The organism is Acetobacter syzygii, from assembly GCF_000964225.1.
Classification (GTDB): Bacteria; Pseudomonadota; Alphaproteobacteria; order Acetobacterales; family Acetobacteraceae; genus Acetobacter; species Acetobacter syzygii.
Window position 1 is genome coordinate 40,924 of record NZ_BAMZ01000009.1, and the last position, 12,698, is coordinate 53,621.

The following is a 12,698-nucleotide window of genomic DNA, read 5'->3' on the forward strand; positions in this document are numbered from 1 at the left end:
ATCCTGACATGACCTCCCCCCCACGCCTGCGGACAGATCTGGTAGCGCGCGCCATTTTGCGCCAGTCCGGGCTGGATGGACGTTCAGCCATGCTGCTCCGCAAAGGTGACCCCGATGCAGGCGGTATTCTGGTCGTACTGGCTGGCCGTCATGGGGAGGGAACCGTACTCTCCCAGACCCGCACAGCTCAGGGCGAAGCAGCGTGGATGCGTGGAACTGGCCCCGAACCTGTCCCGGCAGAACAGATTCAGGCCTATATTGACCGGCAGCTCAAATACGATCCTGATTTATGGGTACTGGAAATTGAAACCCAGGACTTCAGCCCTCCGTTTGAAGCAATACTGATCTGACAAGAAAGGTAGGTATTGTGGCTTAACCCACACGCCTGCGGTATTTATGACGCATAAAACCACAAGTTTGGGAAAACTCTGGCTTCTAACTGTTGCGTCATACACAACTTTACAGCAAAGAAGGCAGGCATGTGTGCCCTCGTACCATCAAACGCCATACGTGATGTATCGCACAACCTTTGCCACAGCAGGGAGAAGACCATGAAGCCGCGCCGTATACTGCTTGCGCAAACGCTGCTTTCTGCGCCGCTTGCGGCTGGGCTCCTGCTGTCTGCCGTCTCCGTACATGCGCAGCCTGTGCAGGGGCTGTATATTGCCGGGGAAGGCGGTGGAACGCTTAACCAGGATCAGCGGGTCAAAAGCACCGCCAACTTCCCAGATGGTCGCGACCGCTGGAAAGCCGGTGCCGTTGGAATCGGCTCGATCGGCTGGGGGCTGGGCAATGGTTTTCGTGTGGAAGTCGAAGGCGACTACCGTAATATGGGGTATCAACGCCTTGTGACCAATACCATGTCCACCAAAGGGGATGGCCGCCGCCAGACCTATGGTGTGATGGTTAATGCCCTGTTTGATCTGGATATCGGCAAGCCGTGGCTGTTCCCGTATTTTGGTGCAGGCGTTGGCTATGGGTGGACGGCAACCCATGCCTCCCTCGTAGGGCATAATGCGGCAGGTGGCAGCACTACACAGCAGATTGGCGGCACCTACGGGAATGCCACCTATCAGGGCATTTTTGGTCTGTCCTTCCCCGTCCCATGGGTTGTGGGGCTGTCTGCCACGGCAGAATACCGGTTCTGGACCATGTTTGGCCCACAGTCACATGGTGTGACTTCCATCGGCAATATTGGTGGTACGCAAGTTGCTCAGGGTGTCAGCACCGTAAGTGGCACGCATAAAACCGTAACCGACTTTAATCACTCCATGATGCTGGGTCTGCGTTACGAATTTAATCCAGCCCCTCCCCCTCCCCCTCCTGCGGCTGCCATTGCAGCTCCCGCCCCGCAGGCGGCCCGCAGCTATCTGGTTTTCTTTGACTGGGACAAGGCTGACCTGACCGACAGGGCGCGTTCCATTGTTAACGAGGCCGCACAGGCCGCAGCTCATGTTGCTGTCACCCGCATTACCGTCTCCGGCTATACGGACAACTCCTCTGCCCATCCGGGCGAAAAAGCGGGGGAAGAATACAACATGAAGCTCTCGCTTCGCCGTGCAACAGCGGTTAAGGCCGAATTGATGCGGGATGGAATTGCAGGTTCCACCATTGATATTCACGGATATGGTGACACACACCCGCTTGTGCAGACTGGCCCAAACACCAAGGAAGCACAGAATCGTCGGGTAGAAATTATTTTGCGCTAAGAGACAGCACGACGATCTGCCCCAAAAAAGCCCGCCATATACGGCGGGCTTTTTTTATAAGCAGTCCTGTTACGCTTTTTACAAACCAGAAAACAGGGACGTAGAAAGGTAACGCTCGGCAAAAGAAGGCGCTATGGCCACAATGGTTTTACCTGCGTTCTCTTTTTTCTGAGCCAGTTGCAATGCTGCGTGCAGCGCCGCACCAGAAGAAATTCCAACAGGAATGCCATCTATACGAGCGCAACGTCTGGCAGCAGCAATAGCCTCCCGTTCGGAAACAGTGAGTACACCGTCCAGAGCTTTAAGATGCAGCGTTGCAGGGCAAAAACCTGGTCCAATGCCCTGAATACCGTGGGGGCCTGGCTCATCTCCATTTAAAATAGCGCTTTCCGCAGGTTCCACGCCAAAAACCTGAATACCCTTGCGCCGGGGCTTGAGCGATTCTGCAATGCCTGTTGCCGTACCGCCAGTCCCTACACCGGCAACCACAATATCGACTTTACCTTCTGTGTCGGTCCAGATTTCTTCTGCCGTGGTAGCCGCATGAACAGCCGGATTTGCCGGATTATCAAACTGGTCGGGCATCCAAGCATCCGGTGTTTCGGCCAGTATCTCGTTCGCACGGGCAATAGCACCTGCCATACCAAGGCGTGCGGGCGTAAGCTCCACCTGCGCATCCATCAGCCGCAACATGCGGCGTCGTTCAATGGAGGCTCCCTCGGGCATGGTCACGATCAGCCTGTAACCCCGAGCGGCAGCAACAAATGCCAGAGAAATACCTGTATTGCCCGATGTTGGCTCCACCAGCAAAGTGCGCCCGGGTACAATTTTACCCTTCTGTTCGGCATCCAGCACCATGGCCGTGCCGATTCTGTCTTTGACTGAACCCAGCGGGTTAAAAAATTCCAGCTTAAGCAGCACGCGGCTTTTCAGCTTATCTTCGTGCATAATGCGCGGCAGTGCGACCAGAGGTGTTCCACCCACCACATTCAAAACCGAGTCGTAAACTCTCCCACGAGGCGCTGCAAAGCCGTATCCCTCGTTATCGTGCGTTGTTGATGGCATTTGGTCCCTACCTGAACTGTTTATATGTTCAACTGTCTTATAATACGAATTTCCAACGTAGATAAACAGCCATTCCCCTGCTATAAGCACTCAACACAGCAAGGCTGACACAACATTAAGTCAGCCCCCAAGCCAAGCAGGAAGGACCACGCGCATGATTCTCCGTCGTGACAGAGCAATGACCGCTGTTCTCATCATGCTGGACGTTGCTTTCCACGCGGGACGCTCCAATGCCGTGAGCGCGGCAGATATTGCCGAGCGCTCCGGTCTGGCCCGCCGAGGGATAGAACCGCTCCTTCAGGCACTATCGCGCTCAGGGCTACTGGAAAGTATTCGTGGCCCCCGTGGTGGGTACCGTCTCGGTCGCCCCCGGCGCGATGTTTCCCTGGTCAATATTATTGAAGCCGTCCTGAATGATGACCCAGAGGGCAGCGATGGCCCACAGGGGCCACTCTTCCACAAGGTTATTGAACCATGCTGGAGTGAGTTTGATTCAAAACTGACCCAGCAGATGGGCAAAACCACTCTGGACGAACTGGTCCGTCAGGCAGAAGAGGCCGGGCTTAAACGCCCCCAGAGTGAGCCGATCACTTTTTCGATCTAAAGGTAGAATTTTTACCCCAAAAAAAAAGCGGTGCTCGCATTCAGCGGCACCGCTTTTTTTATATGCCTGTAAAGGCTGCTTAGTTTTTGCTGTTCTTGGCCGCGCGTGTTGCCCGCTTGGTAACAGCTTTTTTGGCTGGAGCAGCAGGTGTGGGGGCCGTAACCGCAGGGTGCGGAATAAACACACCCGTTGCATCAACCTGCGCTGTAACCGTCAGACGGGTACGCTGCTGGCCGGGGCCGGGAATAAGGATGACCGTAAACTTGTCCTGCCCTGCATAGCCCTGTGTGGGCGTGTAGGTTACATGCGTGTCGTTATCCAACGAGTACAGGAACGCCTTGCCGTGCTCCGGCGCCGGAGCGGCCCCAAAGGACAGATAAGGTTTACCATTGGGTTGAGAGACGAGCACTTCGCACAGCCCATCATCCGAACGGACCGTCATGGTCGTGGAAAGCTGGCCGTCAGCCTCTTTCTTGATAGGGGTTGTGCTGCACACGGCAGACTTTTTGAGATACCCAAACGGATTGGGAGATCCGACATGGACAGGGCCCACGGTTGTCGCGCAGCCGGCAAGCATTCCGGCCGTTAGCGTCAGCCCGGCAATTCCTCGTAAGCGCACTCCACAGCTCCGCTTCATTCCTGTTAATACAACCATAAACCCAGCGCGTTCCATATTTGGTTAAAGGGTTGGACCTGCCCACTGGCAACACCAGCGCAACACGCCTTACGCAGCATGAGTCGTCATTGCCTTTAAAACATCCTGCATCAGGAAGAAAGAGGCACTGACCGCACCTTTTGGCACGCCTGCCTTTCCATGTGCTTTACAGCAGGTAAAAACATTGTTTTGCCACAGCGCCATGTCAACGCAGTGCGGGGATAAACTGCCATGTATGCATTATGTGGCCATGTGCCCCCCTGCGGGGAAATGACGGTATGACAAATTAGGCCGTTCCTTTCCTGCCTGAATAGGCTATTGCGTTGTGCTGCATCTGTCGGAGGTCCTACCGTATGTTCCTTTCCCGTTTTATTGCCGCGGGTGTTCTTGCCGCGGGCGTTCTGCATAGTTCCGTTACCTTTGCCGCCAGTCCGTGCGGCCACTCCCCCGCGCATGAGGCATTCAACGTGCAGGGGCTTAAAAGCGAACTGATGGTTACGGCTCTCTCCTGTAGCGCACAGGATCGCTACAATGCGTTTGTTGCCAAGTTCCGCACTGTTCTGCTGAACGAGGAAGACAAGCTTAACGGCTACTTCCGGTCCACTTACGGCCGCAGCGCACAGCGCGAACATGATGATTACATTACACAGCTTGCCAATGTGCAGTCCGAACGGGGCTTGCAGTCCGGCACCATCTTCTGCCAGCAGCGCATGGCCATGTTTGATGAAGTCAATGCTCTGGATAACGGGGAAGACCTCTCCAATTATTCCGATGCCAAAGACGTGACCCAACCGGCATCGTTCGAAACCTGCGCAGCACCAACCACCACGCGTGCTCCTGTACGCCGCCGGGCCTCCCACAAGGCCGCATAATGCTGTGCAACCATGGGCGGCAACCGGGCTTTTAATGCTCTGGCCGCCTCTGGTGCTTGACGAATCAACGCCAAAGCGGGACAGACTTCCCGCATGAGCGATCTGTTTTCCGCCCCCACACCGTCCCGCAAATCCGCCAGTACGCCCGCCCGCCCCAAAGGGCCGGAAAACGAGGCGTATGATGCCAGTGCCATTGAGGTGCTGGAAGGGCTGGAACCTGTCCGGCGCAGGCCCGGCATGTATATTGGCGGAACGGATGAAAGTGCGCTGCACCATCTGGCAGCCGAAATTCTTGATAACTCAATGGACGAGGCCGTAGCAGGCCACGCCAATACCATTGACGTGCATCTGGCTCCGGGCAACAGGCTGTCGGTCAGGGATAATGGGCGGGGTATTCCTGTTGACCCGCACCCCCGTTTTCCAGACCGTTCCGCGCTGGAAGTCATTCTGACCACCTTGCACGCAGGCGGTAAATTCTCAGGCAAGGCTTATGCCACGTCTGGTGGGTTGCATGGCGTTGGGTCGTCTGTTGTAAACGCCCTTTCTGCCCATATGGATGTGGAAATCGCCCGGGACCGCACCTTGTGGCAACAGTCCTACGAACGCGGCAAACCTGTAACCCCCCTCCAGAAAGCCGGGGCAGCCCCCAACCGGCGGGGGACGCAAATTACATTCCAACCCGACCCGGAGATTTTTGGCACGCATGTGTTTGTGCCTGCCCGCCTGTACAAGCTCTGCCGTTCCAAGGCTTTTCTGTTCCGTGGTGTAACCATCCGTTGGTCGTGTGACCCCTCCTTGATCAAAACCGGGGATGACACGCCAGCCGAGGCTGTTCTGCACTTCCCCGGTGGTCTGGCAGACAGTCTGGCGGACGAACTCGGCCCCAATGCCCCCCTGCTGGCTCCGTTCTGGTCGGGCGAGGCACCTCTTCCCCCACAGGCGGATGGGGCCGATAATGGCAAGGTCGAATGGGCCGTCGCTTTTTTGGAAAACGGTCCTGCCTCCCTTATCTCGTACTGCAACACCATTCCGACTCCATTGGGTGGTACGCACGAAACGGGCTTTCGTAATGCCCTGCTCAAGGGGCTGCGGGCATGGGGCGATCAGCGCTCCATAAAAAAAGCGGCAAGCATTACCGCAGAAGATATTCTGGGCATGATCGCGGCCTGCCTGTCTGCCTTTATCCGCGACCCACAGTTTCAGGGCCAGACGAAGGAAAAACTGACCACGGCTGAAGCCAGCAAACTGCTGGAAACCGCTCTACGTGACCGCTTTGACCACTGGTTGGCCCAGAATCCGCCACAGGCGGATGCTCTTCTCAGCTTTGCTATTGAACGCGCGGAGGAGCGCCTGCGCCGCCGCGAGCTCAAGGACACGCCGCGCAAAAGCGCGACTCGCCGCCTGCGGCTGCCGGGCAAGCTGACCGACTGCACCAGAGAACACGCTCCCGATACCGAAATTTTTCTGGTGGAAGGGGACTCCGCAGGAGGGTCAGCCAAACAGGCCCGAAACCGAGAAACACAGGCCGTTCTGCCTCTTCGCGGAAAAATTTTGAACGTGGCCAGTGCAACCACGGAAAAACTACGGGCAAATCAGGAGTTGCGCGACCTGATCGAAGCGTTGGGTTGCGGGTCGGGCGAACGATTCGACCTGACCAAGCTACGCTACGGCCGCGTTATCATCATGACTGACGCCGATGTGGACGGAGCGCACATTGCCTCCCTGCTCATGACGTTCTTCTACCGTGAACTGCCCGAACTGATTCGCAACGGGCACCTGTACCTTGCACAGCCACCGCTATACCGGCTCACACAAGGGGCTTACAGCGTGTACGCCATGGATGATGCGGACCGAGAACGCAAAATGGCAACTCTGGCCAAAAAACGCGGCAAAATTGATGTCTCGCGTTTTAAAGGGCTGGGAGAAATGCCACCAGCGGATCTGAAGGAAACAACAATGGCCCCCCGTAGCCGCACCCTGCTACGCGTAGTGGCCCCGCCAGAAGACCGCCTAAGCACGCGCGAACGTGTGGAAAGCCTGATGGGCCGCAAGCCCGAACTCCGCTTTGCTTTTATTCAGGAACATGCCCGCTCGGTTGATGAACTGCTGGATATCTGACCCCCTGCTCCCCCGGCGTGGGTTACCCCACGGCCTGCCGTAAAGTGACCAATCCATGAGTATGCCTACTTCTTCGGTGCGAGGTCGCTTTGCGGCTCTAGCGCAGGTTATTGGAGGAATGCTCTGCCTGCAGTTTGGGTCTTCCTACGCCAAAATGCTGTTCCCCACTTTTGGGGCAACCGGAATGCTGGGGCTACGCACCTTTTTTGCCGCCATTATGCTCATGGTCTTTTTCCGGAGCTGGCATGCCATCTCGCGCAGGGTGCTGCTTCTGGTATTGCCTTATGGGCTGTCGCTCGCAGGTATGAACTATTTTTTCTACCTTGCTCTGGGCCGCCTGCCGCTAGGCACAACCGTAGCTCTGGAATTTACCGGCCCTCTTGTCCTGTCTTTTATTCAGACACGGCGCTGGAGCGACGTTGTCTGGACCAGCCTGACCCTTATGGGACTTGTGCTGCTCCTGCGGCCCGAATCAGCCATAAGCCCGGACCTTCTGGGTATTCTGTTTGCGCTGCTCGCTGCCGCATTTTGGGCGCTGTACATTCTTTTTGCCCATAACCTTGCTGGCAAGCTGCCATCTGGTCAGGCGTGTTCCCTTGGAATGCTCTGTGGTGCGGTTGCGGTTTTTGTACCCTGCACGGCACCAGCCCTGTGGACGGGCCTGCACACCCCTACCCTGCTTGGGCTGAGTGTTCTGGTCGCGCTGTGTTCTTCTGCCCTGCCTTACGCCTTGGAAATGCAGGCCATGCAAAAACTCTCAGCCCGGGAGTTTGGGGTTCTGTGCAGCCTGGAGCCTGTTTCGGCAGCACTGGCGGGCGCCATGCTGCTGCACGAAATTCCGTCCTTCCTCCATGTATGTGGTATTTTATGTGTGGCATCGGCCTCTGTTGGTACCGTGCTTACACCCCAGCGTACACGCCCCACACCGCAGGAAGGGCCGGTTCTTCCAGACTAAAGACTAACCGGCCGTAACCTCCCCAGCAAAGGCGGGTGCGCCCTTAAACCCGGTTTATCTTACTGGCTAGCCAGATGAAGAACCGGGTTCTGCACGGAATACGAGGCAACATCGCCCATATTGGCGTGCACAGCCTGCATGACCATAGGGTCAAACAGCCGGGTAAAGGTGCTTGGGTGCACCCCCATCCACAGCGTAAGCACGGCCAGCGGAGCCAGCACCGCAATTTCCCCGACCGTCAGGTCACGGAGCAGCCCAACCGTACCACGTACGCTGCCAAACAGTACCCGACGATAAAGCGAGAGCATGTAAACAGCCCCCATGATCATGGTGCCACCAGCCAGTAGCGCAACCCAGATGGACACATGCACGGCCCCCATCAGCACCAGCAGTTCTCCCACAAAGGCACCTGTGCCGGGCAAGCCCACATTGGCCATGGTAAACAGCATGGCCAGCAGGGCAAGCACAGGCATCTGGCGCGCAACACCCCCCAGATCAGCAATCTCGCGCGTTTCTGCCCGCCAAGCCACGGCTGCTACACAAAAGAACAGTGCGGCAATAACCACCCCGTGGGAAAGCATCTGAAAGATTGCCCCATCAATCCCTTCCGCCGTGAGGGTAAACAGCCCGACTGCGATCATGCCCATGTGGGAAAAGGACGAATAGGCGATAAGCCGCTTCATATCGGTCTGGGCAAAGGCCACAAATGCCGCATACAGAATGGCCACGACGCCCAGCGCCAGCACATAAGGTGCAAACTCACGCACGGCATTGGGGAACATGAGCACGCCAAAGCGCAGCAAGCCATATGCCCCTGTTTTGGACAAAACGCCCGACAACATGGCCGAAGCAGGCGTGGGAGCCTCCGTATAAGCATCGGGCAACCATGCGTGGAGCGGAAACAAAGGCAGCTTTACGCCAAAAGCCAGCAAAAAGGCCAGAAGGAGCCAGCCCTGCAAGGAATGGGAAAAACCAGCGTGCATAAGAGCTGGAATATCGGTCGTGCCCGCGTGCAGCCACATGGTGATCAGCCCGACCAGCATGAACAGCGAGCCACCAAAGGTAAACAGGAAGAACTGGAGCGATGCCCACACCCGTTTGGCACCACCCCATATGCCAATCATCAGGCAGCCCGGAATAAGTGTTGCTTCGTAAAAAACGTAAAACAGCACCAGATCCTGAGCAGAGAACAGGCCAAACAGGGCTGTTTCCAACAACAGCATGGCGGCCACAAAGTCCCGCCCCTGTGTTTGCACGCTACGCCAGCCAGCCCCCAATGCCAAAGGCGTTAGAAAAGCCGTGAGAAGGATAAAGACCAGACTGATCCCATCCACCCCCGTATGGTAGGAAATACCATAATCGCTCAGCCACTTCAGGCGGGTTTCAAATTGCAGGCCGGGTTGCTGGGGATCAAAACCAATCCACAGCAGCACGCTCAGCCCAAAGGTTAGCAATGTAGTCCACAACCCCAACCAGCGCGCCGTGCGGTCCCGCTCCGGTCCATGACCAGGGCAAAGAAAGGCCGCAACAGCGCCTGCGAGAGGAAGATAGGTTATCAGCGAAAGCAGGATAGGCTGCACGGCTTCACACCATCCGGGTTTAATGACAGTTTTTTAAGACTGCTCCATTTTACCGTTCTAAGCCAGCATCGGGCTGTTCACGTTCCGCCGATCACCCCTATGGGCAAGGCCGGGTGCCTAACGGCGGCCAAACAACTTTTCGAGATCATTGCGGCTGAGTTTGAGCCATGTCGGCCGACCATGCGAGCAGGTTCCCGCACGGGGGGTCGCCTCCATCTGGCGGAGCAGAGCGTTCATTTCCTCTGGTGCTAACCGTCGCCCAGCCCTAATGCTGCCATGGCAGGCCATGCGGGCAATAACCGCATCCAGTTTGCCATCGAGGGACGCCATTTCGTCCGGTGCGCCGTTTTCATCCGCTTCCAGCTCGTCCGCCAGATCGCGCAGGAGGCTGACCGCATCGCTCTTGCCAAGCATGGCTGGCAAGGCGCGCACCAGAATGGAGCCTCCTCCGAACTCTTCTATCTCCACCCCGAGTCTTTCCAGCATAGGCTGGCGGGCCAGTAGCAGGTCCTGCTGCACACGTGGCAGATCTATAACATCTGGCACCAGCAAACGCTGGGCTTGTACGCGCCCGCTCAAATACTGCTCGCGCAGGCGTTCGTGCGTTAACCGCTCGTGAGCGGCATGTTGGTCCACAAGAACCAGACTCCCGTCCGCCGCAACGGCCAGAATATACATATCCAGCACCTGCGCCACAGCAGCACCTAGCGGGTGTTCTGGCCCAACCTGAGCCATGCCCCTTTCCGCCATGGCCGCAGCGGCAGCATCTGCCCGGCCCTCGCCCACGGCCTGTGCGTTTTCAACACCCGTCGCGGCAAAAGACACTGTGCCTGAAGCAAGGGGCAGCGTGCGGGCAGATGGTGTATCCCCAAACATCAGGCGCGGTTCCGCCACGCCTGATACCGGATGTGTGGTGGCCGCATGGATTGGCGCGGGTGCCGGAGCAGCCTGCCCCTGCTCCGGCGGGTACCAGATGCGGGTCGCCCTGGGTGCGGACGATAAAACCGGTCGTACACCCGCAATACCGGCTCCATGTTCCAGAGCACGCTGGAGTGTACCAATGACCAAAGACCGCACAGACGCTTCATCTGCAAAACGGAGTTCTGTTTTGGCAGGATGGACGTTTACATCCACCTGTTCAGGCGGAACGCTCAGCATAAGTGCAACCACAGGATGACGCCCCGGCTCAATAACCCGCCGGTAGGCCACACGCACAGCGGTTTTGAGCACGGGGTCCACCACCGGACGCCCATTAACCAGCATAAACTGCCCGTTAGCCGTGGAGCGATGCACAGAGGGCGGGCAGATAAAGCCGGTCAAGGTCATGCCATCACGCACGCCATCTATGCTCAGGAACCCATCTGCCTCGCTGGCATCCAGCAATGCTGCGGCGCGGGCGGCCATATCCTGCGATGGCAGATCAAGCACCTCGCGCCCATCCAGCACAAACCTGAACGCAGTCTGCGGCACGGCCAGCGCCAGACGGCGCACCACACTCTCTACATGTCGCCCTTCCACACGGGCGCTTTTTAAAAACTTGCGGCGCGCGGGCGTGGCAAAAAACAGGTCTTCGACCACAACGCTGGTGCCAAATGCCCCTGCTACCGGTTCGGGCGCATATGTTCTGCCCCCTTCAACCCGAATACGCCATGCCCCCTGCGCCCCCTTTGGGCGGGAGGTAATGCTCAACCGCGCGGCCGCTCCAATGGAAGGCAGCGCCTCCCCCCGAAAACCGAGGGTGTTGATATGCACCAGCGTTTCGTCCCCCAGTTTGGAGGTACAATGCCGCTCAACCGCCAGCGCCAGATCTGCGGGAGACATGCCAATGCCGTCATCCGTAACAATCATGCGCTCCACACCGCCCCCGTCGAGCGCGATGCTCAAACGGCGGGCACCGGCATCTATGGCGTTTTCTATCAATTCTTTTACGGCAGCAGCGGGGCGCTCAATAACCTCGCCTGCCGCAATGCGGTTGACAATAACTTCTGGCAACCGCCGCACATGCGGATGATCGGGCAGTGTATCTGGCATAGCAGACTGTTGTGCGGGCAGGTCTGACATGGTCAGACCCTTACCCTAGCTTTTTTTGGGGTGCTGGGTGGGCGTAACGCCCTTGGTTGGAGGAGCCCCAAGTGCTGCGTTGGTTTTGAGACGGCGATTTTCTTCATCCGCATTCACAACGCCACCGGCTTTTCCCCCTTTCCAGAACATCAGCTGCTGCACAAAGCCTGTACCAGCCGCACCCAGTTCGCCCTGATCGGGTTCATCCGCTGCTGCCGTTGCCTCGTTCACCAGAATGGTCTGGCCTTCGCTGGTGTCCCCATTGGTGCCACGCAGCGCCACATCGGGGGAGATGGTTTCCAGCGCCTGCAGGCGTTCGCTTTCATCCTGCCTGCGTTCATCCCCTTTGGTGGGTTTAACCAGCTCGTCCGAAGGGGGCATGGACAGGGGGGAGCGGGTTGTTACCGTATATTCGTCTGGCAGGCTGCGTTCCAGACCGAACGCACGGGCTGCCTCGTGCCCGGAGCAGCCGCTCAGCATCATGCAGCCGCCTACCAGCAGCACCGGAGAAATCAGGGTCGAAACACGGCGCACTATCATCTGCCTTCCACTCATCCTGAAAACCGCGCACTCTGGCGCGGGCTGCCTATGCCTAAGATGTCTGCTGCTGCCCATCTGACAGAAAATTCTGCAACAGCAATACGCATACCGCGCATACTATAGCGGAGTCAGCCACATTGAACACATACCAAGACCATCCGAATGCATGTGCATGTAAAAAATCCACCACAGCGCCATAACGTACACGATCAATAACGTTACCTATGGCGCCACCGGTGACCGCCCCCACACATGCTGCGGTCAACTTGCTGGGCGTTCTGGCCATCCATACAAGCAGACAACAAGCTACTACCATTGCGATAACGGAAAACACAATCCGCCCCGCACCACCAAGCCCGCCAAACATGCCAAATGTTACGGCATGGTTCCAGACCATGGTAAAGTTAAGAAAGGGCAGCACAGCTACGGAGCCACGGGCTGGCAGGTCCAGCCCGTAGAGAATCCAGAACTTGCTAAGCTGATCCGCCGAGAGAACCAGCATCAGAACAAGCAGCCCTGTTCCTATGGGCCGGAGCATG

At 57.4% G+C, this 12,698-nt stretch carries 12 protein-coding genes; 6 read left to right on the plus strand and 6 right to left on the minus strand.

Annotation, left to right across the window (positions count from 1 at the left end; translation table 11 throughout):
• Positions 1 to 8 precede the first annotated feature (8 nt).
• Both Absy_RS04010 and Absy_RS04015 read left to right on the plus strand, forming a co-directional pair.
• Positions 9 to 350, plus strand: coding sequence for a DUF1491 family protein (locus tag Absy_RS04010; protein ID WP_048853580.1), 342 nt, complete (start codon positions 9 to 11; stop codon positions 348 to 350).
• A 129-nt stretch (positions 351 to 479) separates the two neighbouring features.
• Entirely contained in the window at positions 480 to 1,709 is a 1,230-nt protein-coding gene (locus tag Absy_RS04015; RefSeq protein WP_179287816.1) for an OmpA family protein, read from the plus strand.
• A 78-nt stretch (positions 1,710 to 1,787) separates the two neighbouring features.
• Here Absy_RS04015 and cysK read toward each other — a convergent pair whose 3' ends face one another.
• The gene (gene cysK / locus Absy_RS04020) at positions 1,788 to 2,774 is read right to left on the minus strand and encodes a cysteine synthase A (protein ID WP_048853452.1); all 987 of its coding nucleotides are present in this window, start codon (positions 2,772 to 2,774) and stop codon (positions 1,788 to 1,790) included.
• A 154-nt stretch (positions 2,775 to 2,928) separates the two neighbouring features.
• Between cysK and Absy_RS04025 the strand changes: the two genes are divergently transcribed.
• Positions 2,929 to 3,378, plus strand: coding sequence for an RrF2 family transcriptional regulator (locus Absy_RS04025; RefSeq protein WP_048853453.1), 450 nt, complete (start codon positions 2,929 to 2,931; stop codon positions 3,376 to 3,378).
• A 79-nt stretch (positions 3,379 to 3,457) separates the two neighbouring features.
• Here the strand turns inward: Absy_RS04025 and Absy_RS04030 are convergent, their stop codons facing one another.
• Positions 3,458 to 3,997 (minus strand): Ig-like domain-containing protein, encoded by a 540-nt coding sequence (locus tag Absy_RS04030; protein ID WP_048853581.1) that lies wholly within the window; start codon positions 3,995 to 3,997, stop codon positions 3,458 to 3,460.
• 389 nt (positions 3,998 to 4,386) lie between these two features.
• Between Absy_RS04030 and Absy_RS04035 the strand changes: the two genes are divergently transcribed.
• From Absy_RS04035 to Absy_RS04045, 3 genes are all read left to right on the plus strand, one after another.
• Positions 4,387 to 4,905, plus strand: coding sequence for a hypothetical protein (locus Absy_RS04035; protein ID WP_048853454.1), 519 nt, complete (start codon positions 4,387 to 4,389; stop codon positions 4,903 to 4,905).
• Positions 4,906 to 4,998: 93 nt separating this feature from the next.
• On the plus strand, positions 4,999 to 7,023 hold the full coding sequence (gene parE / locus Absy_RS04040) for a DNA topoisomerase IV subunit B (RefSeq protein WP_048853455.1): 2,025 nt from the start codon (positions 4,999 to 5,001) through the stop codon (positions 7,021 to 7,023).
• A gap of 55 nt (positions 7,024 to 7,078) precedes the next feature.
• Positions 7,079 to 7,978, plus strand: coding sequence for an EamA family transporter (locus tag Absy_RS04045; protein WP_048853456.1), 900 nt, complete (start codon positions 7,079 to 7,081; stop codon positions 7,976 to 7,978).
• A gap of 59 nt (positions 7,979 to 8,037) precedes the next feature.
• On the opposite strand, the gene Absy_RS04050 is transcribed toward Absy_RS04045, so the two are convergent.
• The 4 genes from Absy_RS04050 to lspA form a co-directional block, all read right to left on the minus strand.
• On the minus strand, positions 8,038 to 9,558 hold the full coding sequence (locus tag Absy_RS04050; RefSeq protein ID WP_048853457.1) for a complex I subunit 4 family protein: 1,521 nt from the start codon (positions 9,556 to 9,558) through the stop codon (positions 8,038 to 8,040).
• Positions 9,559 to 9,675: 117 nt separating this feature from the next.
• Positions 9,676 to 11,619 (minus strand): DNA mismatch repair endonuclease MutL, encoded by a 1,944-nt coding sequence (mutL, locus tag Absy_RS04055; RefSeq protein ID WP_245614718.1) that lies wholly within the window; start codon positions 11,617 to 11,619, stop codon positions 9,676 to 9,678.
• Positions 11,620 to 11,634: 15 nt separating this feature from the next.
• Positions 11,635 to 12,156, minus strand: a complete 522-nt coding sequence (locus Absy_RS04060) for a DUF3035 domain-containing protein (RefSeq protein ID WP_084596893.1) — start codon at positions 12,154 to 12,156, stop codon at positions 11,635 to 11,637.
• 55 nt (positions 12,157 to 12,211) lie between these two features.
• Positions 12,212 to 12,697 carry a signal peptidase II gene (lspA, locus tag Absy_RS04065; protein ID WP_048853460.1) on the minus strand — a complete coding sequence of 162 codons (486 nt, stop codon included), beginning with the start codon at positions 12,695 to 12,697 and terminating at the stop codon, positions 12,212 to 12,214.
• Between the last annotated feature and the right edge of the window lies 1 nt (position 12,698).

What these genes read in the sequence shown, in the direction of transcription:
- cysK (WP_048853452.1), bottom strand. Translation starts at nt 2,774, where the DNA reads ATGCCATCAACAACGCACGATAACGAGGGATACGGCTTTGCAGCGCCT.
- mutL (WP_245614718.1), bottom strand. Translation starts at nt 11,619, where the DNA reads ATGTCAGACCTGCCCGCACAACAGTCTGCTATGCCAGATACACTGCCC.
- Absy_RS04045 (WP_048853456.1), top strand. Translation starts at nt 7,079, where the DNA reads ATGAGTATGCCTACTTCTTCGGTGCGAGGTCGCTTTGCGGCTCTAGCG.
- Absy_RS04035 (WP_048853454.1), top strand. Translation starts at nt 4,387, where the DNA reads ATGTTCCTTTCCCGTTTTATTGCCGCGGGTGTTCTTGCCGCGGGCGTT.
- Absy_RS04025 (WP_048853453.1), top strand. Translation starts at nt 2,929, where the DNA reads ATGATTCTCCGTCGTGACAGAGCAATGACCGCTGTTCTCATCATGCTG.
- parE (WP_048853455.1), top strand. Translation starts at nt 4,999, where the DNA reads ATGAGCGATCTGTTTTCCGCCCCCACACCGTCCCGCAAATCCGCCAGT.
- lspA (WP_048853460.1), bottom strand. Translation starts at nt 12,697, where the DNA reads ATGCTCCGGCCCATAGGAACAGGGCTGCTTGTTCTGATGCTGGTTCTC.
- Absy_RS04010 (WP_048853580.1), top strand. Translation starts at nt 9, where the DNA reads ATGACCTCCCCCCCACGCCTGCGGACAGATCTGGTAGCGCGCGCCATT.
- Absy_RS04015 (WP_179287816.1), top strand. Translation starts at nt 480, where the DNA reads ATGTGTGCCCTCGTACCATCAAACGCCATACGTGATGTATCGCACAAC.